The organism is Streptomyces sp. NPDC005803 (assembly GCF_040630435.1).
Lineage (GTDB): Bacteria > Actinomycetota > Actinomycetes > Streptomycetales > Streptomycetaceae > Streptomyces.
Window position 1 is genome coordinate 17,537 of record NZ_JBEXXO010000011.1, and the last position, 22,189, is coordinate 39,725.

The window sequence follows — 22,189 nt, forward strand, 5'->3', positions numbered from 1 at the left end:
GTGCGGGGCTGCCGTACGGGCCCGGGGGACGGAGCCGGTCAGGCGCGGCCGACGTCCATGAAGGAGAGGCCGGTGGTCGGCAGCGGCTTGAAGCCGGTCAGGCCCTTGTCGTTCCAGGCGGTGGGCAGCTTGCGGTGCAGGATCGGGTAGAGGGGGACCTCGTCGGCGACGACGTCGGTGATCTGGCCCCACAGCTGCTTGCGGGTCGCCTCGTCGCCGGCCTGGGCGGCCTTGTCGAGGAGCTGCTTGACCTTCTTGTACGCGGCGGTCGTGGACCAGCTGTAGCGCTTCTCCGGCCAGAAGCCGTAGTAGAACCAGCGCATCAGCAGGTCCACGTCGTTGCCGAAGACCGAGGGGTCGCCGGGGGCGACGAGGACCTCGAAGTCGCCGCTGTCGACCTTGGCGTACTGGGCGGCGGACTGGGCGATGCCGAGGGTGGCCTCGATGCCGGCCGCGGCCCAGCTCTCCTTGATCAGGGGGGCGATGTCCTTGACCCATCCGGTGTCGGTGGTCAGGACGGTGAACGTGAGGTCCTTCACCCCCGCGTCGGCGAGCAGCTGCTTCGCCTTGGCCACGTCGTGCGTGTAGACCGTGGCCGCCTTGTGGTAGTCGGGGTGGGTGGCGGGGACGTAGCCGGTGGCGGCCGTCGCGTTGCCGACCATGGCGGTCTTGATGATCTTCTCGGTGTCCAGCGCGTAGTGCAGGGCCTGGCGGACCCGCTTGTCGGCGAACCGCTTGTCGGCGGTGTTGAACATCAGGAAGAGCAGACCGAAGGACTGCACGGACTCGGTCCTCGCCGTGGCGGAGAGCCCCTTCACGTCGATGTACGGGACGTCCTCGATGGCCTGGACGCGGCCGGACTGCATGGCGCTGACCCGGGCCGACTGGTCCGAGATCAGACGCCAGACCATCTTCTTGGCCTTGGCGGGGTGCGCGCCCTTGTACTTGTCGTACTTCTCGAAGACGATCTTGTCCTCGCGGGTCGCCGAGACGAACGCGTACGGACCCGAGCCGACGGGCTTGGCGTCGAAGGCCTTCGGGTCGGGCTCGACGATCTTCTTCGGCACGATCCGGGCCACGGCGATGCGGGAGGGGAAGAGCGCGAAGGGGTACTTGAGCTTGAACTCGACCGTGCCGGCGTCGACGGCCTCGACGGTGTCGATGAAGGGCACGAACTGTGCCATCAGGCTGGCGTTCTTCGGGTCCAGGATGCGTTCGAAGCTGAACACGACGTCGTCCGCGGTGACGGCTGATCCGTCGTGGAAGGTCGCCCCCTTGCGCAGCGTGGCGCGGTAGGTGGTGGCGTTGATCTTCTTCGGCATCTCGGTGGCGAGGGCGGGCCGCGCCACGAGTGTCGCCGGATCGAGATCCACCAGCCCCTCGAAGATGTGCATATTGGCGGCGTACGGGGTCGCGCCCGAGGTGATCATCGGGTCGAAGCCGGTCGACAGCGGGTAGGACAGACCGGCTTCGATGAGATCGCTGCCGCTGCCCTTGCCCGTCGAGCCGTTGGCGGTCGAGGACGGTCCGCCGCATGCGGACAGGCTCGCCGTGATGGCGGCCGCGGCACCGACAGCACTGGTGTAACGCAGGAAGGTGCGGCGCTCGACACCGGCTGACTTCAGCTCGGGCACGGGTCCTCCAGGGACTTGAGGTGGGGCGTCGTGGATGAGGGACGAGGGGGCTGGCACGGGTTCACGGGGACCGCCGAACCCGAAGCATCAGACGTCAGATGTCTGATGCCTTGATAGCGTGGGAACGTAGCTTGACAATCGAGAGGGGTCAAGAGGTGGGGAGTTCACATATGTCCGGAACGAGGCCCGGCCGGCAGCTGCTGCGGCAGGAAGTCGTCGACGGCATCAAGCGGTACATCCTCGAGGAGCGGCTGCGCCCCGGGGACCCACTGCCCACCGAGCCCGCCCTGTGCGAGGCGCTCGGCGCCAGCCGCTCCAGCGTCCGCGAGGCCGTCAAGATCCTCAACGCGCTGGACATCGTCGAGGTGCGCCACGGCCACGGCACGTACGTCGGCCGGCTGAGCCTGTCCGCACTGGTGGAGAGCCTGACCTTCCGCGGGCTGCTCTCCCCGGACGACGACTTCCAGGTGATGGCCGACCTGGTCGACGTGCGCGAGCTGTTCGAGCGCGGGATGGCCGACCGGATCGTCTCGCTGCTCACCCCGGAGCAGCTGGGCACCCTGGACGGCCTGGTGGCCACCATGCGCGAGACCGGCGCCCAGGAGGGGCACGGCTTCGTCGACGCCGACCGCGCCTTCCACGCCCTGCTCGTCGCGCCGCTCGGCAACGACCTGATCGGGCAGCTCTCGATGGCGTTCTGGGACGTGTACGCGATCGTCGCCCCGCATCTGGACGGCTTCACGCGCGCCGACGAGACGGAGACCATCGCCGCCCACCAGAACATCGTGGACGCCGCCCGGGCCGGCGACATCACCGGGTTCATCAAGGCGCTCGGCGAGCACTACGCCCCCGTCAGGCGCCGGATCTCGGAGGCCCGCGCCCGGCAGTGAGCCGGCCGGCCCGGCCCCTGGACACCTCACGGAAGCCCGGCGAGATCGCCCCGGCGGACCCTTGACGGCCCCCGCGGCGGGTGCCTAGGGTCCGTGTGCCGACAGGACATCTGACGTCATCCGTCTGATGCCCAGGACACCACCTCGCCCATGGCACTTCCCGCCGCGCCCCCAGGAGGGCACCCCTATGCCGCTTACGGATCTCTCGCTCGCGGACTGCCGCGACTACCGGCCGGCGCTGCCCGTTCCGGCGGACTTCGACGCCTTCTGGTCGCGCACCCTGGACGAGGCCCGGTCCTGCGCGGCGGACAAGCCCGTGTTCGCGGTGGTGGACACCGGGCTCACCCAGGTCCGGACGTACGACGTGACCATCCCCGGCTTCGGCGGACAGCCGGTGCGCGGCTGGCTGCGGATGCCGGCCGGGGCGGACGAACCGCTGGGCTGCGTCGTGGAGTTCCTGGGGTACGGCCGGGGGCGGGGCCTGGCGCACGAGAACCTGCTGTGGGCGTCGGCCGGGTACGCGCATCTGCTGATGGACACCCGCGGCCAGGGCTGGTCCGCCGCCGGCGGCGACACCGCCGATCCGGACGGCGGCGCGGCCGGAGTCGTACCCGGCTTCCTCACCCGGGGCATCGAGAGCCCCGGAACGTACTACTACCGGCGGCTGTTCACCGACGCCGTGCGCTGTGTCGACGCGGTGCGCGGCCGGCCCGGGATCGACCCGGACCGGATCGTGGTGACCGGGGTCAGCCAGGGCGGCGGCATCGCGCTGGCGGTCGCGGGGCTCGTACCAGGGCTGGCGGGTGTGATGCCGGATGTGCCGTTCCTCTGCAACTTCCGTCGCGGGGCGGAGATTTCGGGCCGCCCGCCGTTCACCGAGATCGCCGAGTACCTCATGCTCCACCGCGACCGCGCGGAGTCCGTCTTCTCCACGCTGTCGTACTTCGATGCCGCACTGTTCGCCACCCGGGCGACGGCTCCCGCCCTGTTCTCCATCGCGATGATGGACGACATCTGCCCGCCCTCCACGTGCTTCACCGCCTACAACGGCTACGCCGGCCCCAAGGACGTGCGGATCTACGCGTTCAACGGGCACGAGGGCGGCGCGGAGTACCAGCAGCGGGAACAACTCGCCTGGGTGCGCTCCCTGTTCGCAGGCCCGCCGTCGGGGCAGGCCGGCCACTCCTGACCGCGGGCGCCTTCCGTGCGCAGACGTTCCATGCTTCTCGCCGCAGGCGCGGCGGCCCTCGGCACGCCCTGGCGGGCCCAGCATCACGCACGGCACGGCACGGCAACGGCGGCCAGGTCCCCCTGTCCCTGCTCAGCGACGGGCTCCACCCCGACGAGCGGGGCCCTCATCGCATCGTCCTGAAAATGATCAAGGACCTGCGGATCTTCGACGCGAGCAGCCGGGTCTGCTCCCTGCACATCCCGTAGGCCCGGCGCGCTCGCCCTCTCCCACCCTTCGAGAAGCCCCACCCCTTCCGAGAAGAGAGATCGTCCATGAAGAGAACAGTCCCGGCCGCCCTGCTCGGCGCCGCCCTGCTGGTGGTGGCCACGACCGGCACCGCACAGGCCGCGTCACCCGCCCCCGGCACGCTCACCTCCCAGGACCTGACCGTCGACGGCGTCGGCTCCCCCCACTACCGCATCCCCGCCCTGACCACGTCGGTCAAGGGCACCCTGCTGGCGGCCTACGACGCCCGCCCCACCCTCGGCGACCTGCCGTCCAACATCGGCATCGTGCTGCGGCGCAGCACCGACGGCGGGACGACCTGGCAGGCGCAGCAGGTGGTCCGCAAGGACCCCGCTCCTCAGGGCTACGGAGACCCGAGCCTGCTCGTCGACCGGACGACCGGCCGCATCTTTTTGTTCTACGCCGCGGGTGTGAACCAGGGCTTCTTCGGCTCGGCCACCGGTAACGACGAGAGCGACCCGAACGTCCTCCAGGCGGACTACAGCTACTCGGACGACGACGGGCTGACCTGGTCCCACCGCCGCATCACCCAGCAGATCAAGAACCCGGCCTGGGGCGGCATGTTCGCGGCGTCCGGCGAGGGCATCCAACTGCGCAACGGGCCGCACAAGGGCCGGCTGATCCAGCAGTACGCCATCCGCGACAACGGGGCCAACTACGCGGTCAGCGCGTACAGCGACGACCACGGCGCGACCTGGAAGACGGGCACACCGGTCGATCCTGGCGGCGACGAGAACAAGACCGTCGAGCTGAACGACGGCACGGTCATGCTCAACAACCGCTCGAAGCCCTACCGGACGATCGCGTACTCCCGCGACGGCGGTGTCACCTACACCCCGTTCGTCCAGGACACCGAGCTCCCCGACCCGGCGAACAACGCCTCGGTCATGCGCTACGCACCCGACGCCGCGGCTTCGAACCCGCAGTCGTCCTGGCTGCTGTTCAGCAACACCGAGGACACCGCGTCCCGGCGCAACCTCACCGTCAAGATGTCCTGCGACAACGGGAAGACCTGGCCGATCAGGAAGGTCGTCGACCCGGGCGCCGCGGCCTACTCGACGCTGACCCGGCTGCCCGACGGCCGGCTCGGGCTGCTGTACGAGCGGGGCGCCTACGAGCACATGACGTACTCCTCGTTCGACCTGAAGTGGCTGGGCGGCACCTGCGCGGACATCACCCTCACCCCGCCGGCCACACTGAAGGCCGGCACGACCGCGGAGGTCACCGTCCGGGTCGTCAACCGGATGGATGTGCGGCGCAGCGCGGGCACGGTCGATCTGGCCGTGCCCGGCGGCTGGACCGCCCGGCAGGTGGCCTTCCCGGCGACACGTCCGGGAGAGGGCGCCAACGTCAAGGTCCCGGTCACCGTGCCCGCCGGCGCGTCGGGGAACGCCACGCTCACCGCCACCTACCGGGCGGACGGCAAGCAGGCCTCGGGCAGTGCGACGGTGACGGTCACCCCGTAGCCCGGATGACGGCGCCGCGTCCGGCCGCCGCGGGGCGGTTGGACGCGGGTCGCCGCCACCCCCTTCAATGGGCGCGACGCACAGCGGGCGGAGCGACCGGAGAAGGTGGTGGCGGACATGGCGGGGACGGGGTTACGCATCGGGGTGGTCGGCGGGAGCGTCGCCGGCTGTGCGATGGCGATCGCCGGGGCCAGGGCCGGGGCCGACGTCACGGTGTACGAGCGCAGCGGCGGGGCGCTGGAGGACCGGGGGTTCGGCATCGTCGTGCCGCCGCCGCTCCACGCCGAGCTGGTCGCGGCCGGCTATCTGGACGCGGGCATGCCGACGGCCCCCGTGCCCTCACGGATCTGGCTGACGCGGGAACGCGGACAGCGGCGGGCGCGTGAACTGGCCCGGCAGGACAGCGCGGTGACGCCCTGCCACTGGGGTCTGCTGTGGCGCACGCTGCGCGCGAAGGCCGACGGCGTGACGTACCACCGCGGGCGTCCCGTCACGGAGGTACTGCGCCACCCGTCGGGCGGCGCAGTGATCCGTACGGCGGACTCGCGGGAGCGGTACGACATCGTCGTCGGGGCGGACGGCCCCCGGTCCGTCACCCGGGCGGCGCTCGCCCCGGCGGTACGGCCGGTTCCGGCGGGGTACGTGGTGTGGCGCGGCACCCTCCCGCTGCACGCTCTGGCGGGGCACCCTCATGTGCTGGAGCTGGTGCGCAGCGCCTGGATCACCCTCGGTTTCCGTGGCGGGCACGGTGTGTTCTACCTGATTCCGGGTGCCGGCGAGGGGGCGCGGCTGCTGGCCTACGCCGTGTACGGGCCGCCTCCCCCGCCGTCGTGGACCGCCGGGCGCGAGGAGTACGTGCGGCGCGTCGCCGAGGAGCACTTCCCGGCGGACTGGGCCGAGGTCGTGGGCCGGGGCGCGCACACCTCGCTGACGTGCCACGACATCGCCGACTTCCATGTGCCCCGGGTCGCGGAAGCGCCGTTCCTGCTGGCCGGCGACGCGGCGAGCGTCACCCGGCCGCACACCGCGAGCGGCGCGACCAAGGCGTTGCAGGACGCGCTCTGTCTGGAACGGGTCCTGCGTAGCTCTTCGTCGGCCGCCGAGGCGCTGTGCCGGTACGCCGACGAGCGGTCGGGCGAGGGGGCCCGGCTCGTCGCCCTGGGCCGCAGGCTGGGACACGCCATGGTCGAACGGACGCCGGACTGGGCGGCGATGGGTCCTGCGGAGGTGGCGGAATGGAGCCGGGCCACGCTGGACGGCGCCGGCAGCTATCTGTACGGCGGCCTCCAGCGGAACGACGGCCTCAGGGCTGCCCCGGCTCGTGCCTCGGCCGATCAGTCGCCGAAGTAGGCCCGGGCGACGGCGTAGCTGTCCTCATAGAGGTGGTAGCGGGTGATCCGTCCCTCCCGGACCGTGGTGTGCAGGGCGAACGCCGTGTCGATGTCCCGGCCCGTCTTCCTGACCTCGGAGACCATGCGCCCGAAGATCACCACCTCGTCACCCTCGGCGACGACCTGGCGGAGGTCGAACTCCTTGGCGCGCACATGGGTCCGCAGCAGGTCGAAGAACGTTCGCATGCCCTCCCCCGAGTCGGCCTCCGGTACCCACGGAATGCCCGGCGGGTGCGGGACCGAGAACGACACCGAGTCGGCGAACAGTGCCGCCGCCTCCGCGTTCTTCCCCTCGGCGAGCAGCGGGAAGAGGCGCTGCACGGTCTGCGTCGGTGACTCTGCTGTCATGCGTGTGGTCTTCCCGGTCGGTGATGCGGTGCGGGCCCATCAGATCCTGATCCATGAGCGCCCCTGGAACCGTGCCGACATGCGCACAAGCCGCGAGCCGGCCGGAGCGGGGCGCGGCAGGCAGCGCTCTCGGCGGACAGCGGAGTCCGCCGCGCCTTCGGCGCCCTTCGGCCGGGCTCACCCGGGGGGTCCGACGACGATGTGATGCCGGATTCCCTCCTGGCGCGGAGCTACCGGACCAGGGACGGTTCCAGCCGGGTGCGGATGCCGTCGAAGTGGGTGCGCATCGCCCGTACCGCCCGCTCGCCGTCGGCCGCCGCGACCGCCGCGACGATCTCGCGGTGCTGGGCGCAGGTGACCGAGGGGTCCTGGTGGCCGTCGTCGAAGTCCTCGCGCACCCGGTCCATGGCCGCCCAGAAGGCGTCGAGCACCTCGCTGAGCAGGTGGTTGTCGAGCGAGGCGTAGAGCGCGAGGTGGAACGCCCGGTCCGTGGAGCGCGCCACCCGGCCCGCGCCGGCCTCCTTCTCCATCTTCGCGACCAGGGCGCGCAGCACCTCGAGGTCCTCGTCCGGGACGCCCGCCGCGACGGCCCCGACGAGCCCGGCCTCCAGCGCCTCCCGCACCTTCATCAGCTCGGCGAGCCCGGGCTCGCCCTGGCGGTGGCGCACGGCCGCGCGGAAGGCCAGGCCCTCGGCGAACGGTGACAGGGAGAGCGAGCCCACGAAGGTGCCGTATCCCCGGCGGATCTCCACGACGTTGACCGCCTGCAGCGATTTGAGGGCCTCGCGCACCGACACCCGGCCGGCCTCGAAGAGCTCCATCAGCTCGCTTTCGGTGGGCAGGGCGTCGCCCGGCGCGAGCCGTCGCTCCAGGATCAGTTCCTTGAGCCGGCGCTCGATGTCCTGAGCCATGGTGGGCCGCGCCACAACGTCCTCCTGAGGTGCCGTTGCCCCTTGACCGTTCGCAGGAGCATCTGATTAAGGTGAAGCCAGACGTAGGACATCTTACGTCTCACGTCTCGATCCGGGTAGCCGCTCAGGCCGCGGATCGGATTCCCGACCAGCTGGAGCCCTTCACCATGCCTCTGACCGCACCCCTGCGCGGCGTCGTCCCGCCGGTCTGCACCCCGCTCGACTCCCGTGGGGAGGTCGACACCTCCTCCCTCGCCCGGCTCGTCGAGCACCTCATCGGCGGGGGTGTGCACGGACTCTTCGCGCTCGGGTCCACCAGCGAGGTCGCCTACCTCACCGACGAACAGCGCGCCACCGTCCTGAAGACCGTCGTCCGCACGACCGACGGCCGCGTCCCGGTCCTGGCCGGGGTCATCGACACCACCACGGCCCGGGTCGTCGAGCACGCCAAGGCCGCCGCCGCCCTGGGCGCGGACGCCCTGGTCGCGACCGCGCCCTTCTACACCCGCACCCACGCCAAGGAGATCGCCGGCCACTTCCGCCGGCTGCGCGCCGAGGTGGACCTGCCCCTGTTCGCGTACGACATCCCGGTCGCCGTGCACAGCAAGCTCTCCACCGCGACGGTCCGCGAGCTCGCCGAGGACGGCACCCTGGCCGGGCTCAAGGACAGCAGCGGCGACGAGGGCGGGCTGCGCCGGCTCGTCGTCGAGCTGGGCGGCCGCGAGGGCCGCGCCGACGGCCCGGTGCCCGGCTTCAGCATCCTCACCGGTTCCGAGCTGACCGTCGACGCGGCCCTGCTCGCCGGCGCCGACGGCGTCGTCCCCGGGATCGGCAACGTGGACCCGGCCGGATACGTACGGCTCTACGAGGCCGCGCGGGCCGGGAACTGGGCGCTGGCCGCGAAGGAGCAGGAGCGGCTGATCGAGCTGTTCGCGATGGTCGACGCCGGCCCCGAGGCGGACATGGGCCGCAGCTCCTCGGCGCTCGGCTCGTTCAAGGCGGCGCTCCGGCTGCTGGGCGTCATCGACTGCGGGGACACCGCGTTCCCGCAGATCCAGCTGTCCGCGGAATCCGTCGCGCTCGTCTCCGGACGGCTGCGCGACGCCGGTCTGCCGCCGGTCCGATGACGACCGCGGCACGCCCGGCGCCCGCCGGGGGACCCGTCGTCGGCCTCGACCTCGGCGGCACGAAGATCGCCGCCGCGCTCCTCGGGGCGGACGGCACGGTCCTGGCCCGGCACAGCCGGCCCACCCCCGCCCGGGAGGGCGCGGCGGCGGTGCTCGACGCGCTCGCCGCGGCCGCCGCCGCGGTCGACCCCGGTCACACCGCGGCGGTGCTGGGCATCGCGGCGGCCGGGGTCATCGATCCCCGTACCGGCATGGTCACCAGCGCCACCGACTCCCTCCGCGGCTGGGCGGGCACCCCGCTGGGCGTCGGGCTCGCCAACCGCACCGGCTACGCGGTGGCCTGCGACAACGACGTGCGCGCCACCGCCGGCCCGGAGCTCGCCGCCCTGCACGCGGACGGCGCGGACCACGGCTCGCTGATCTTCGCCGCCATCGGCACCGGGGTCGGCGGCGCCCTCGCCGTCGACGGGCGGATGCTGCACGGCGCGGCGGGCATCGCCGGGCACCTGGGCCACCTGCCCAGCCCCGAGGCGGCCGGGCTGACCTGCACCTGCGGCGCCCCCGGCCATCTGGAGGTCATCGCCTCCGGGCCCGGGATCGCCGCCCACTACGCACGGCTCACCGGCACCCCCGTGGACCGGCTGGAGACCGTCGCCGCGCGCGCCGCGCAGGGCGACGCCCACGCCGTCACCGCGATCACCACCGGCGCCGCCGCCGCCGGGCACGTCCTGGGCGGCCTCGCCAACGCGCTCGGCCCCGACCGGGTCGTCGTCGGCGGCGGGGTCCCGCGCATCGGCGCCCTGTACGAGGACGCTCTGCGCGACGCGTTCGCCTCGGAGCTGATGCCCCCGCTGCGCGGGCTCGTCCCCCGGTCCCCGCTCCTCGGCCACGACGCGGCCGTGCTCGGCGCCGCCGCCCTCACCACCACCCTTCCCCTCCACCACCCGGGAGCTCTTCGATGACCGCGCAGGAACTGGCCGCCTCCCTCCAGGGCAAGCTGATCGTGTCCTGTCAGGCGCCCCCCGGCGATCCGATGCGGGAGACGTCCACGCTGGTGCGGCTCGCGCAGTCGGCGGTTGCCGGCGGCGGCGCCGCGATCCGCGCCAACGAGCCGGAGGTCGTCGCCGCGATCACCGCGGCCGTCGACCTGCCGGTCATCGGTCTGTGGAAGGACGGCGACACCGGGGTGTACATCACGCCGACCGTCCGGCACGCCCTGGCGGTGGCCGAGGCCGGCGCCGCCGTCGTCGCCGCGGACGCCACCGACCGGCCGCGGCCCGACGGCTCGGCGTTCGCCGCGCTCGTCGAGGCGGTCCACGCGGCCGGCGCCCTCGTCATGGCCGACGTCTCGACCCTGGCCGAGGGCGTCGCGGCGGCCGCGCTCGGGGCGGACTTCGTCTCCACGACCTTGTCCGGTTACGTTCCCGGCACGCCGAAGCGGACCGGCCCCGATCTCGCGCTGGTCTCGGCGCTCGCCGCCGCGATCGACGTCCCGGTGGTCGCCGAAGGCCGTATCAACACCCCCGAGGACGCGGCCGAGGCCCTGGCGCGCGGCGCCCACAGCGTCGTCGTGGGGACGGCCATCACCGCTCCCACGGCCCTGACCGCCCGCTTCGTCGAGGGCATGGCCCGGACCTGATCTGTCCCCACCACGCGGGACGGCTGTTCAAGGAAGAGCGCCGTCCCGCATCCTGGAGTCACCGTGCAGACCACCACACCCCCCACACCCCCCTGGTACCGCCGGCTGAGCCGCGCCCAGTGGAAGTCGTTCTTCGCCGCCTGGATCGGCTACGTCCTCGACGGCTTCGACTTCGTGCTGATCACCCTCGTGCTGACCGAGATCAGTGACGAGTTCGGCCTGAGCACCGTGCAGGCGGCCAGCCTGATCTCCGGCGCCTTCATCACCCGCTGGCTGGGCGGGGCCGTGCTCGGCGCCCTCGGTGACCGCTACGGCCGCAAGCTCTCCATGGTGCTCAGCATCCTGCTGTACTCGGCGGGAACCTTCGCCTGCGGGTTCGCGTGGAACTACACCAGTCTGTTCGCCGCCCGGCTGGCCATCGGGATGGGCATGGCCGGTGAGTACAGCGCCAGCTCCACGTACGTCATGGAGAGCTGGCCCCCCGCTCTGCGCAACCGGGCCAGCGGCTTTCTGATCTCGGGCTTCTCGGTCGGCTCGGTGCTCGCCGCCCAGGTCTACGACTGGGTGGTGCCCTCGCTCGGCTGGCGCTGGATGTTCTACCTGGGCCTCGTCCCGATCGCCATCGCGCTGTGGATGCGGCGCGCGCTGCCCGAGGCGGAGGAGTGGACGGAGTCCGTCGCGGACCAGGGCGCCAAGCCCAACCCGTTCCGGCCGCTGTTCCTCACCCGGGCCCGGGCCACCGCCAACACGGTCCTGGTCGTCGTCGCCACCGTCTCGCTGTTCCTCGTCTTCACCCCGGGCGGGGCCGGCATGGTGCCGGTGCTCTCCGTGATCGCCGGGCTCTCGCTCGCCGCGTTCGCCGTGCAGATGGGCGGGAGGCGCAGCTGGGTGCTGTACCTGTCCATGATCGTGACGCTGTTCTTCGCGTTCCTGTACTCGTGGCCCATCCAGGCCCTGCTGCCCACGTATCTGAAGACCGAGCTGGGCTACACGACGGACCAGGTCACGGACGTGCTGTACTTCGCCGGCTTCGGCACCATGGTCGGCTGCTGGGTCGCGGGCTTCCTCGGCGACCGGATCGGTACGAAGAAGGCGTACGCGCTGACGCTGCTGGCCTCGCTCGCCTTCGTCTATCCGGTCTTCGCGGTCAAGAACAACCTGATGCTGCTCGGCATCCTGCTCTTCCTGCTCCAGGCCACGAGCTTCGGCATCTCCGGGCTGCTTCCCCGCTACATCGGCGGCCACTTCCCGACCGCGAGCCGGGGTGCGGCGCTCGGCTTCACGTACAACGTGGGAGCCCTCGGCGGGGCCGTCGCGCCGGTGCTGGGCGCCCACCTCGCCTCCGGGATGGACCTGGGTCAGGCGCTGGCGGTCCTGACGTTCGCCGGCACGGTGATCGTGGTCCTGCTGGTCGGCTTCGACGTGCCGGCACGGCTGAACCGGCTGACGGACCCGGACGCCGGGAACGACCACCTGGCGGCGCCGCAGACCGCCGGCGAGCGCGTCCCCGTGGACCGGTAGCGGCCCGGGGGCCGGCCGGGTTCTGCCGGGGGCCGGCGGGCAGGCCTGGACGCGTCGTAGGTATCAGGCGAAGGAGAAACGCGCGGCGGCTTCGGCGGGCGTGATCCCTTGGCGCCGACCCGGAACGTCGTGGACGGCGGTCGCACCCTCGGAGCGAAGCTGGTCGGGCCCGGCATCCCGGGTCATGAGGGCGGCGTAGGCACGGACGTCCGCAGCGGTGAGGTCCGTGCGGCCTCGCTCGGTGTACTGCTGGACGAGGCCGGTGACGTCCGGGGTGAAGCGCAGCATGGTCACCGGGGCGTCGAAGCGCCTGGCGATGGCGACGAGTCGTGCGCGCGCCTGCGGTGTGACGTTCGTCGACTCCGCGACCGCGCTGTGTCCGGTGGCGAGCCTGGCCACGATCCGACGGTCACGTTCCTCGAAGATCCGTGCGTCCGCCGCGTCGGATTCCGCTTCCGGGGGTGAGGCGCCGAAGAACTCCGCGCGGATCTCGTCGCTGGACACCACCGCTTCGGCGTCGATCTGCCGGCGCGCGACCAGGGCCCGAACAAAGCTGGTCTTGCCCGAGGCCGGCGGGCCGACGAGGACGACAAGCCCCGCCGCCACCCGCATGACCGGCGCGGGAGCGGTGAGGTGGAGGTCGCACGCACAGTCGAGAACCTCCTCCGGTGAGCCGGTCGGCAGTCCGCCGGGCAGGTCGGTGTCCTGGTAGCTGTCGTCGCCGGGGTGGGGCCGGCATTCCCGGACATGGCGGTTCGGACGCCGGCGCGGGTGGTGCTGCGTCCGATCCGGGGGGTTCTTCGGCACGGGTCCATCCTGCCGGGTACGGCAGCGGCCCGCCACGGTCGCGGGCCGTGAAGGATGCACGGCAGTGGGGACAGGAGTGGGCGCCGTCATCCTGGTCGCCCCGCACGCTCCGGTGAGCCGGCCCGCGGCAGCGGCAGGAGTCAGTCCGCGATGCGCTCGAAGACCGCGGCGAGGCCCTGGCCGCCGCCGATGCACATCGTCTCCAGGCCGTAGCGGGCCTCGCGGCGGTGCAGTTCCCTGGTGAGGGTGGCGAGGATGCGGGCACCGGTGGCGCCGACGGGGTGGCCGAGCGAGACGCCCGAACCGTTCACGTTGATCCGCTCCTCGTGGTCCTTCTCGCCGAGGCCCAGTTCGCGGGTGCAGGCCAGCACCTGGGCGGCGAAGGCCTCGTTGAGCTCGATCAGGTCGAGGTCGGCGAGGGTGAGCCCGGCGCGGGCCAGCGCGGCGTGGGTGGCGGGGACGGGGCCGATGCCCATGGTGGCGGCGGGAACGCCCGCGCGGGCGAAGGAGACCAGCCGGACCAGCGGGGTGAGGCCCAGGCGGGCGGCGGTGGCGGCGCTGGTCACCAGGCAGGCGGCGGCCGCGTCGTTCTGGCCGCTGGCGTTGCCCGCGGTGACCGTCGCCTCCGGATCGGACTTGAGCAGGATCGGGCGGAGTGCGGCGAGTTGTTCGGCGGTGGTCTCGGGGCGGGGATGTTCGTCAGCGGTGACCACCGTCTCGCCCTTCCGGGTCGTCACGGTGACCGCGACGGTCTCGGCGTCGTACCACCCCTCGGCCGCCGCCCGGCCGGCGCGCTGCTGCGAGCGCAGGGCCAGGGCGTCCTGGTCGGCGCGGCTGATGCCGTACGCGCGGCGGAGGTTCTCCGCCGTCTCGATCATGCCGCCGGGCACCGGGTGGTTGACGCCGCCGGCGGTGACCCGGCCGCGCGCCAGCGAGTCGTGGAGCTGGAGGCCGGGGCCCTTGATGCCCCAGCGGCCGTCGTGCGTGTAGTACGGGGCGGCGCTCATCACGTCGACGCCGCCGGCGATCACCACGTCGCTGAACCCGGCCCGGATCTGCATCGCCGCGTCCAGGACGGCCTGCAGGCCCGATCCGCAACGGCGGTCGGTCTGGAGCCCGGTGACGGTCTGCGGGAGCCCGGCGTCCAGGGCCGCGACGCGGCCGATGGCCGGGGCGTCCGAGGACGGGTAGGCGTGTCCGAGGATCACCTCGTCGACCCGGTCCGGATCGATTCCCGTGCGGGCGACGACCTCGGCGATGACACGGGCGGCGAGCGCGGCCGGCTTCTGTCCGGCGAACGCCCCGCCGAAGCGGCCGATGGGGGTGCGCAGCGGTTCGCAGATCACGACGTCGTTCTGGTCGGGCACGGCGGGGCCTTTCCGGGGAACAGCAGGGGACAAGGGTGTGCCATGACCTTCGCACCCATCGACTGAGCCGGTCCAATATCCAGTTCCCCCTGGTTCGAGACGCCCATCGTCTCAATGAACCCGGTGGCCCCGGGCCGACGACACGGCTCCCGCGCGACGAGCCGTGCGCTGCGCGGCACCACGCGTTACGCGCTCTCGTCCCCCTCGCTCAGGGAACGGATCATGCTGCGCAGGATCCGGAACGCGCCTGATCGCTCGGCCCCGGTCATGCCGGCCAGCATCCTGTCCTCGACGGACCGGACCGCCACGGTCGCCGTGTCGAGGCTCCGTCGGCCGCGAGGCGTGAGGCGCGTGGGGAGAACCTTCCCGACGGGCGCCTTCGCCGGCCTGGTCACGTACCCGTCTCGCTCCAGGGCCTGGAGCAGCACGTTCATCGACTGCCGTGTCACGAACGCGCCCCGCGCGAGCTCGGAGTTCGACAGGCCCGGTCGTTGAGCCAGCAGTTCGAGGCACGCGTAGTGGGTCACGCTCATGCCGAGCGGCCGCAGCACCTCCTCCATGGCTGCGCGGAGCGCGCTCGAAGCCTCTTTCAGCAGGTAGCCCAGCGAGGTCTCCAGGTCGACGCCCGCACCGTTTTGACTCATGTCAGCATTCTGACATACCGTGAGCCGTGTCAGAATACTGACATGACCAGGAGGAGCACCATGCCCGTCACCGGCCCCGACTTCATCTCGCTCCAAGCGCGCGACCTCGACGCCTCGCAGGCGTTCTACGAGCAGTACCTCGGCCTCGTCCGCTCGCAGACCGGACCTCCGCACGCTGTCGTCTTCGAGACGAAGCCGATCGCGTTCGCTCTCCGCGACGTCGTACCCGGCACCGATCTCGACTCCGTCGCTCAGCCCGGCATCGGCGCCGCGCTCTGGCTCCACGCCACGGACGTCCAGGCCATCCACGACGCCCTCGCCGCCGACGGTCACCCCATCGTCTCCGCACCGGTCGACGGCCCCTTCGGCCGGACGTTCACCTTCGCCGACCCGGACGGCTACCACGTCACTCTCCACGACCGCGCCTGACAGGCCCCGTGGAGGGCATGGGCATCGACGCCGTAGACGAGGGCCGCCGGGCCGGGGAGGGCGTCAGGTGCGGGCCTGGGTCGCGAGCATGAGGCGAAGCGCGCGGGTCATCGCGTTGTCCGCGCCGAAGTCCACCCCGGCGGGCACCTCGACGAGTTCCCCGTGGGCGAGGACCAGCACCCCGCAGGTACCGGGACGGGCCGTGCCGGCTCCGTCCAGCCAGTCCCCGTACGCGGCGGATGTCGTGTCCAGGTGCTCCCTGCTCCGGCGTCCCACCTCCGCCATCAGGTCGTCGACGCCGGTCAGTCCCTCGACGGAGGCGAACGGGACGCTCACCACCGGCTCTTCGACCAGGCGGACCCGCGGCTCCTCCTCGCGCCCCGTCCCCTCCGGCGGCGCGTCCGGCAGCAGTCCCCGCCCGAAGCGCGCGAAGTACAGCAGGCTGTGCGCGGAGTCGATGCCGCCGACGAAGGGCCGGTCGAAGCTCACCTTGCGATTGCTCGCGATGTACTCCCGCGGGATGCGGGGATCCTCCGGCACCGGCCAGTGCACCTCCCCCGTGTTCTGGTCACGCCACGGCACGTAGCGCCGGATGTCGTCGGACGCGGACAGCGGCATCAGCTCGACGCCGAACCTCCCCGGGTCCTTGGCCACGATCGAACCGGGCGTCAGGGAGAACACGCCGATGCCCGAGGTCGTCCAGAGCTTCTCGTGGTCCTGCAGGAACTCGTACGTCGCCAGCGCCTCCGCCCGGGTTTCGGTGGGGAAGCCGGTGAAGCCCATCATCTGTGCCGCGATGCCGTTGCGCGCCAGCTCCGCCAGGACGTCCGGCACCAGGTCGATCTTGACGCCCTTGTCGATCAGGTCGAGGACCCGCTGGGTGCCGGACTCGTAACCGAAGGAGACGGCGACGCACCCCGAGGCGGCGAGGAGTTCGCCGACGGCGCGCTCGGGGAAGGTGCGCTCCAGCCGGAGCTCGGCGGACCACCGCAGGTCCAGGGGCGATTCGGCGAGCGCCGCGGCGAGTGCGCGCAGGTAGCGGGGGGACATGGCGTCCACGGCGAAGTACAGGGTCCTGCCGAAGCGGCTGGCTTCCCTCAGGTCCTCCAGCACGGCGGCCACGGGGCGTTCACGCGAAGGGGAGGTCGGCCGGTCGGTGTTCAGGCCGTAGTCGCAGAAGGTGCACTTGTTCCAGTAGCAGCCCCGGGTGGGGCTGTAGAGGATCACCGGCTCGGGCGCCCAGTACCGCTCCCAGTCCCACACGTCGTACGCGGGACCGGCGAGCGCCGCCACGCTGCCGTACGCGATGACGGGGTCGGGCCGGGACCGGGTCATCACCCCGCCGATGCCGTCGAATGCGGCGCCGCCCCTGACCGCGCCGTCCCCGATCGCGTCGAGGATGCCGATGAGCGCCGTCTCGCCCTCGCCGGGGACGATCAGGTCGGCGTCCTGGAACACCTGCCACGGCGCCGAGGGGTCCGCCGCGTACTTGACCACGTCTCCGACCTCGGTCCCGCCGAAGACGATCACCGTGTCGGGCAGCACGGTCCGGATCAGGCGGGCCATCCGCAGCGCGACGGGCAGCTGGCTGGTGTAGTTGACCGAGAGGCCCACCATCGCCCAGGGCCTCATCCGCAGCCGGGGGACGAACTCGTCGGCGAAGTAGCCCTCGAAGGGGCGGGCGACAGCCGCTACCGCCGCCGGGTCGGACAGGTCCGCCGTGCTGCACAGGTTGACCGTGGACTTCGCCCGCATCGAGAACCCGTCGGCCGAGCCGGGCGGCATCTCCAGGGCGAGCAGGTCCCACCACCTGCTCATCACCGCCACCGCCTGGGCGTAGGTCGGGGGGTGGTAGAACAGCTCGGGATCCTTGAACACGCCGATCGCGTCGCGGGCCGACGTGGCGGTCAGGCCCTCGGCGGCCAGGGACTGGCGGAACCGGATCTCGTCGTGGCGGCGGGGAGCCGCCTGCCTGCCCCCGATCTCGGCACGGGTCCGGCGGGCGGCTTCGAGCGACGCGCCGAAGCGCTCGGGATCGGCGAGGTACTCGAAGGCGTCGAGATTGGCGTCCACGCAGCCGTACACGGTGTGACCGGCCTCGCGGGCGGCGCCCACAAGGTACGGGATCGAGTGGTAGGCGGTCGTCGGGTCGGTCACCGGCGGATTGACCAGCAGGTACGCGGTGTCGGCCGTGGCCCGCCCCTGCCCCGGCCGCCGCGCACGGTCCGGCTCCGGTGCGGACGGGGGCATGCCCAACGGAACGAACACGCTCATCGCTGTGACTCCTGACTGTTGTCCTGCCGTGGATGCGTGGAGCGGACGGCCGGCACGTCGGGTGCCGGCAGGTCGGCCGGGGCCCGGGCCGTCACGGGCGCCGGCGCCGGCGCGGGGGCCTGGGGCACGTACTCGGTGCCCGAGCGGTGGTTGCGGAACGCCTTCTGCGTGAGCGCGCCCAGCACGGCGAGCGCGATGGCCGCGCCCGCCACCGGGAAGAACGGCGCCGCCCCGAGGTGGCGGACCCCGAACCCGGCCACGGCGACGGAGATCGGGAAGGTGCCCATCACGGCCAGCATCACCAGGCTCATGACCCTGCCGATCAGCGCCGACGGGGCCCACACCTGAAGCATCGTCACCACGACGATGTTCTGCCAGCCGCTGGCCATCGAGTAGACGCAGACGCACACCGCGGCTCCGACCAGGCCCCCGGCGTACGGGACGGCCCCCAGGGCCACGCCCATGACCACCGCGAGCGCGGCGAACAGATAGGCGGGCGAGTCCACCGGCCGGCTGCGGGCGGCCAGCACGGAGCCGGCCAGTCCGCCCAGGCTCAGGCAGGTCAGCAGGACTCCGTAACCGGCGGCGCCCATGCCCTGGTGCGCCAGTTCGGGCAGGGCCACCTCGATGGTGCCGTTGAAGGCCAGGTTGCAGACCAGGGCCACCACGAGGACGACGTGCAGCAGCCGTCCGTGGCGGAGCAGTTCGACGAAGGACGGCTTGCGGGCCGTGTTCTTTCCGGCGTCGCCTGTGCCGTCTGCTTCGTCGGCGCCGCCGTCCTGCCCGACCGGACCGTCCTGCGCCCGCGCCGCCTCGTCGGCCGGGCCGGCGCCGGTACGGATCCGGGCGAGCACCACCGCGGACACCAGGAAGGACGCGGCGTCGACCGTGAGCGCCGGGCCCGCCCCGAAGCCGGCCACCAGGGCGCCGCCGACCGTCGGCCCGAGGAGCCCGCCGACCTGGTTGACCATCGTCGACAGAGCGTTGCCCTGGCCCAGGTCCTCCTTCGTCAGCAAGGCGGGCAGGAGGGTGTAGGACGCGGGGATGAAGACACCGGAACAGGCGCCCAGGACCACCGCGATGGGCGCCAGCTGGGCCAGCGTCGGTGTCCCGGTGAAGGCCACCACCGCCAGGATGCCGACGGCCACGGCGCGCACCAGGTCGGCGATCAGCATCACCCGCTGTCCGCCGATCCGGTCGGCCACCACCCCGCCCAGCGGGATGGTGACGACCCGGGGGATGCCGTAGCAGGCCAGGACCGTGCCGAGCAGCACCGGGCCGCCGTCGCCGGACAGGATCAGCCAGGGCAGTGCGACGGCGTAGCAGTAGTCGCCGACCGTCGACGAGAGCTGTCCGGCGAGCAGCAGCCGGAAGCCGCGCACCGACATCGGTCCGCTCGCCATGGCCGTACGGATCCTCTGACCGGCTGGTGCCACGTCTCGTCCTCCTGCTTCCGCTGGTGGGGGATGCCCGTCCTGTTCCGCCCTTTCCGCCGTGCCTCCTCCGGCACTCAGCCGCCCAGCGGGCCCACGTCCATGTGCAGGAACTCGCTGATCACGGCGGTCACGGTCGCGGGCGGCGGCAGGCCGAGGTTCTTCTGCACGTCCTGGGCGGCGACCTGCCAGGCGGGGGCCGGCACCGGGTCCACGACGGCGTGTCCGTCCGCCCGCAGCTGGGCCACGTTGCGGCGCACCGCCGGCCGCTCCCACATCAGGCGGTTCATGCTGGGGAAGAACAGCACCGGGCGCTCGTGGGCCAGCAGCGCCGAGCTGAGGAGTCCGGAGGCGAGTCCGTGGGCCGCCTGGCCGAGCATGTTGGCCGTGGCGGGAAGCACGACCAACCGCTCCGCCCATACGGCGGGGGCGACATGACCGGTCGTCATCTCGTCCTCGCCGTCGCAGTAGACCTCCGGGCACAGCAGTCGCATGGTCGCGGCCGGTACGAGCGCGGCCGCGGAGCGCGTCATCGCCATGCGGATGTCGACGCCGTCGCCCAGGCCGGTCCGCAGGGCCATGAGGTACTGCGGCAGCGCGAGCACGTTTCCCGAGCCGCACACCCCGAGGAGCAGGCGGCGCGGGGGGCCGCCCGTGGCGGCCTTCGTCATCACCGGACTCCGGAGGCCTCACCTGGCGCGGGGCTCAGACCGCACTGGGAGGCGACGAGGTCCAGCCGGTCCTGGAAGTTGAACTTGTAGCCGGGGCAGGGCGGATGCCCTTCCTGCCAGGCCTTGGGGCAGGATCCGCCGCAGGTCGGCATGAACACGCAGCCCTTGCACCAGGTACTGCCCCGTTCGATCTCGTCGTTCCAGCCGTCGAAGGGCCCCACCGGTCGCACGGGTTCGGGCCCCGCACGGTCGATGTGCGTCAGCGCGAGGGTCCGCTCGGCCTCGGGGACGAGGGGGTACTCGCTGCACGAGAAGATGTTGCCCGTACTGCTGATGATCTCCGACGAGGTGGTCGTGGCGGGGCAGAGGACCTTCTTCGCGACGTTCGGGAGCAGCTGGGCGTGGAGGCCGTGCTCCGACAGCAGCCGCAACCAGTGCGTCTCCTGCTCCGCGAAGGCCTGCTTGGACACCTCGATCGCCGACACGTCGTTCCCCCACGAGTGGACGGGAACGATCGAGAAGGACACATTGGGGCGGTCGAAACCCAGCTCCGCCATCAGCTCGATATAGCGGGGGACATCGTCCTGGTTGTGCGCGTCCACATTCGTGCGGAACGTGAAATGGGCGGATTGTAAATCCGGTTCGTCGAGTACGGAACGCACGGTGCGCACTATTTTCCAGAAGGAACCCTGGCCACTTTTCAGCGGCCGGTGCTCATCGTGAATCTCCGGTGGGCCGTCGACCGTGATCTCGAAATGGTTGACCCCGCACGAGCGAATGAGGGTGTCGATTTTCGCCGGGGTGAGCAGTGAGCCGTTCGTGACGATCACCGACGAGTAGGCGACCCCGCGCTCGGCCGCGGCCCGGACGAACCGGGGGGCCAGATCGCGGATGATCGCGTAGCCCATCATCGGCTCGGCCCCGAACCAGTCGATGCGCACGCTGCGCGTGTGCGGGGCGGCCACGGCGCGCAGCACCCGGTCGCGGACGCGGCTGCGGTGGGTGTGCGACAGGCCGCCGCGGGTGTGCTGCTGCCCGCAGTAGGCGCATCCCATGTTGCAGTAGGACGTCGGCAGCAGGGCGATGTGGACCGCCGAGCGGTCCGCCGAGGCGCGCCGGTTGCGGTCGAGTACGGCGGACAGTTCGTCCTCGCCGGCCGGTACGAGCATCTCCGCGGTACGCAGTGCGCCGGCCCACGCCGGGGCGAGGGCGGCCGGATCCCCGGCCTCCAGCGCCCGGGCGGTGGCGAGGTCGACCGCCATGGTGTTCGCGGTGCGGGTGCTGTACGCGAGCCGCACCCGCGCGCCCGTGTCGTCGGCGTACGCACGGTCGCTCATCACCAGGTATCTGCTGACTTGGTCCATCCCAACCCTCCCACTGTGTCCCGGCAGACGGCGGTCCCGGCGCGCGTTCCCGCGCCCGGTCCGGCGGCCGGAGCCGCCGGACCGGGCGCGTACGCCGGCTGGGATCAGCAGACGACGTTCGTGTTGGAGTCCGCCTGCTGGCCCTCGACCGCGGCCGACACGGCGTTCAGCCGCGCCTGGATCGAGCCCAGGACCGCGACCTCGTCCGGGCTCAGGGCGGTGAAGACCTCACGCTCGGACTCGGACAGCAGCTCGACCGGCGTGCCGGCGCGGCGCAGTGCTTCGAGGGGTGCTTGCGACATGTGTCACTCCTTCGTGGAGAGGGGCACTGGCTGGTACGACGGCAAGGCTGCTCCGGTGCCACCCGGCTTCCTATCCCTCAATCGACTATGGATGGCGGCAGGGGCGGGAGCCCCGGCGCGAAGTCGGCCGGTCTCGATCGGTCCGGCAGCCGGGGGCGTGGAAACCGGCCACGCAGAAAGTGCCAAAAGGGGCAGAGCGACCCGGTCGGTGACTTGAAACCGTCACGGTTCATCCGATGAAATTGCCTTCTTGTCCGGAACATGACCCGCAGCTATTCTGGCTCCGTGAGTGACGAAATTCGCTTGCGGGTTCACGCTTCGCAGACGGAGGCGGAGGCCAGAGGTTTGACCAGACGTGAGATTTTGATCGCCTCGCTCGTGGCCGCCGGTTTCTCGAACCGGCATATCGCGAAAGACCTCTGCATCAGCCCGCACACGGTGGCGGCACATTTATGCAACATGCTTCGGAGAACGGGCGCGTCGAACCGTACGGA

Annotated in this window: 20 protein-coding genes and 1 pseudogene; 10 read left to right on the forward strand and 11 right to left on the reverse strand. The window is 72.0% G+C overall.

The window, feature by feature from the left end; all coding sequences use genetic code 11:
• Positions 1–38: 38 nt before the first annotated feature.
• Positions 39–1,634: an ABC transporter substrate-binding protein gene (locus tag ABZ454_RS17135; protein WP_359538785.1), complete on the reverse strand. Its 1,596-nt coding sequence runs from the start codon at positions 1,632–1,634 to the stop codon at positions 39–41.
• A gap of 170 nt (positions 1,635–1,804) precedes the next feature.
• Between ABZ454_RS17135 and ABZ454_RS17140 the strand changes: the two genes are divergently transcribed.
• From ABZ454_RS17140 to ABZ454_RS17155, 4 genes are all read left to right on the forward strand, one after another.
• On the forward strand, positions 1,805–2,524 hold the full coding sequence (locus ABZ454_RS17140; protein ID WP_356312630.1) for an FCD domain-containing protein: 720 nt from the start codon (positions 1,805–1,807) through the stop codon (positions 2,522–2,524).
• A gap of 187 nt (positions 2,525–2,711) precedes the next feature.
• On the forward strand, positions 2,712–3,713 hold the full coding sequence (locus tag ABZ454_RS17145) for an acetylxylan esterase (RefSeq protein ID WP_359538788.1): 1,002 nt from the start codon (positions 2,712–2,714) through the stop codon (positions 3,711–3,713).
• 314 nt (positions 3,714–4,027) lie between these two features.
• The gene (locus tag ABZ454_RS17150) at positions 4,028–5,467 is read left to right on the forward strand and encodes an exo-alpha-sialidase (RefSeq protein ID WP_359538789.1); all 1,440 of its coding nucleotides are present in this window, start codon (positions 4,028–4,030) and stop codon (positions 5,465–5,467) included.
• 117 nt (positions 5,468–5,584) lie between these two features.
• A complete protein-coding gene (locus ABZ454_RS17155; protein WP_359538790.1) occupies positions 5,585–6,817 on the forward strand; it encodes an FAD-dependent monooxygenase in 1,233 nt (410 codons plus the stop codon).
• Here ABZ454_RS17155 and ABZ454_RS17160 read toward each other — a convergent pair.
• Complete coding sequence (locus tag ABZ454_RS17160; RefSeq protein WP_359538792.1) at positions 6,802–7,206, reverse strand: nuclear transport factor 2 family protein; 405 nt, start codon at positions 7,204–7,206, stop codon at positions 6,802–6,804. The two genes, ABZ454_RS17155 and ABZ454_RS17160, sit on opposite strands and share 16 nt — an antisense overlap.
• Before the next feature lie 230 nt (positions 7,207–7,436).
• Positions 7,437–8,132: a FadR/GntR family transcriptional regulator gene (locus ABZ454_RS17165; RefSeq protein WP_356312612.1), complete on the reverse strand. Its 696-nt coding sequence runs from the start codon at positions 8,130–8,132 to the stop codon at positions 7,437–7,439.
• 152 nt (positions 8,133–8,284) lie between these two features.
• Here ABZ454_RS17165 and ABZ454_RS17170 point away from each other — a divergent pair, with 152 nt between their 5' ends.
• The 4 genes from ABZ454_RS17170 to ABZ454_RS17185 all read left to right on the forward strand — a co-directional run bounded on the left by ABZ454_RS17170 (position 8,285) and on the right by ABZ454_RS17185 (position 12,404).
• A complete protein-coding gene (locus tag ABZ454_RS17170; protein ID WP_359538793.1) occupies positions 8,285–9,244 on the forward strand; it encodes a dihydrodipicolinate synthase family protein in 960 nt (319 codons plus the stop codon).
• Positions 9,241–10,206: an ROK family protein gene (locus ABZ454_RS17175; RefSeq protein ID WP_359538795.1), complete on the forward strand. Its 966-nt coding sequence runs from the start codon at positions 9,241–9,243 to the stop codon at positions 10,204–10,206. Before ABZ454_RS17170 ends, ABZ454_RS17175 begins: the two co-directional genes overlap by 4 nt.
• Positions 10,203–10,883: an N-acetylmannosamine-6-phosphate 2-epimerase gene (locus tag ABZ454_RS17180; RefSeq protein WP_356312603.1), complete on the forward strand. Its 681-nt coding sequence runs from the start codon at positions 10,203–10,205 to the stop codon at positions 10,881–10,883. The genes ABZ454_RS17175 and ABZ454_RS17180 overlap by 4 nt, the downstream gene beginning before the upstream one ends.
• Before the next feature lie 63 nt (positions 10,884–10,946).
• Entirely contained in the window at positions 10,947–12,404 is a 1,458-nt protein-coding gene (locus tag ABZ454_RS17185) for a sialate:H+ symport family MFS transporter (RefSeq protein ID WP_359538797.1), read from the forward strand.
• A gap of 63 nt (positions 12,405–12,467) precedes the next feature.
• On the opposite strand, the gene ABZ454_RS17190 is transcribed toward ABZ454_RS17185, so the two are convergent.
• The 3 genes from ABZ454_RS17190 to ABZ454_RS17200 form a co-directional block, all read right to left on the reverse strand.
• Positions 12,468–13,211, reverse strand: a complete 744-nt coding sequence (locus tag ABZ454_RS17190; RefSeq protein WP_359538800.1) for an ATP-binding protein — start codon at positions 13,209–13,211, stop codon at positions 12,468–12,470.
• A 140-nt stretch (positions 13,212–13,351) separates the two neighbouring features.
• Positions 13,352–14,578, reverse strand: a complete 1,227-nt coding sequence (locus ABZ454_RS17195; protein WP_359538802.1) for an acetyl-CoA C-acetyltransferase — start codon at positions 14,576–14,578, stop codon at positions 13,352–13,354.
• A gap of 185 nt (positions 14,579–14,763) precedes the next feature.
• On the reverse strand, positions 14,764–15,222 hold the full coding sequence (locus tag ABZ454_RS17200; RefSeq protein ID WP_359538804.1) for a MarR family transcriptional regulator: 459 nt from the start codon (positions 15,220–15,222) through the stop codon (positions 14,764–14,766).
• Between the two features lie 60 nt (positions 15,223–15,282).
• Between ABZ454_RS17200 and ABZ454_RS17205 the strand changes: the two genes are divergently transcribed.
• Positions 15,283–15,651 (forward strand): VOC family protein, encoded by a 369-nt coding sequence (locus ABZ454_RS17205; RefSeq protein WP_356312397.1) that lies wholly within the window; start codon positions 15,283–15,285, stop codon positions 15,649–15,651.
• A gap of 63 nt (positions 15,652–15,714) precedes the next feature.
• Here ABZ454_RS17205 and ABZ454_RS17210 read toward each other — a convergent pair whose 3' ends face one another.
• The 5 genes from ABZ454_RS17210 to ABZ454_RS17230 form a co-directional block, all read right to left on the reverse strand.
• Positions 15,715–17,925 carry a radical SAM protein gene (locus ABZ454_RS17210; protein WP_359538807.1) on the reverse strand — a complete coding sequence of 737 codons (2,211 nt, stop codon included), beginning with the start codon at positions 17,923–17,925 and terminating at the stop codon, positions 15,715–15,717.
• Complete coding sequence (locus ABZ454_RS17215; RefSeq protein ID WP_359538809.1) at positions 17,922–19,328, reverse strand: MFS transporter; 1,407 nt, start codon at positions 19,326–19,328, stop codon at positions 17,922–17,924. Before ABZ454_RS17215 ends, ABZ454_RS17210 begins: the two co-directional genes overlap by 4 nt.
• 107 nt (positions 19,329–19,435) lie before the next feature.
• Positions 19,436–20,029 carry a flavoprotein gene (locus tag ABZ454_RS17220; protein WP_356312388.1) on the reverse strand — a complete coding sequence of 198 codons (594 nt, stop codon included), beginning with the start codon at positions 20,027–20,029 and terminating at the stop codon, positions 19,436–19,438.
• Positions 20,029–21,393, reverse strand: a complete 1,365-nt coding sequence (locus ABZ454_RS17225) for a radical SAM protein (RefSeq protein WP_359538811.1) — start codon at positions 21,391–21,393, stop codon at positions 20,029–20,031. Before ABZ454_RS17225 ends, ABZ454_RS17220 begins: the two co-directional genes overlap by 1 nt.
• Before the next feature lie 104 nt (positions 21,394–21,497).
• Positions 21,498–21,695 carry an aroma-sacti cluster domain-containing protein gene (locus ABZ454_RS17230; protein WP_356312382.1) on the reverse strand — a complete coding sequence of 66 codons (198 nt, stop codon included), beginning with the start codon at positions 21,693–21,695 and terminating at the stop codon, positions 21,498–21,500.
• A gap of 261 nt (positions 21,696–21,956) precedes the next feature.
• On the opposite strand from ABZ454_RS17230, the pseudogene ABZ454_RS17235 reads away from it, so the two are divergent.
• Positions 21,957–22,187: pseudogene (locus ABZ454_RS17235) on the forward strand (helix-turn-helix transcriptional regulator); the annotation flags it as partial.
• Positions 22,188–22,189 lie beyond the last annotated feature (2 nt).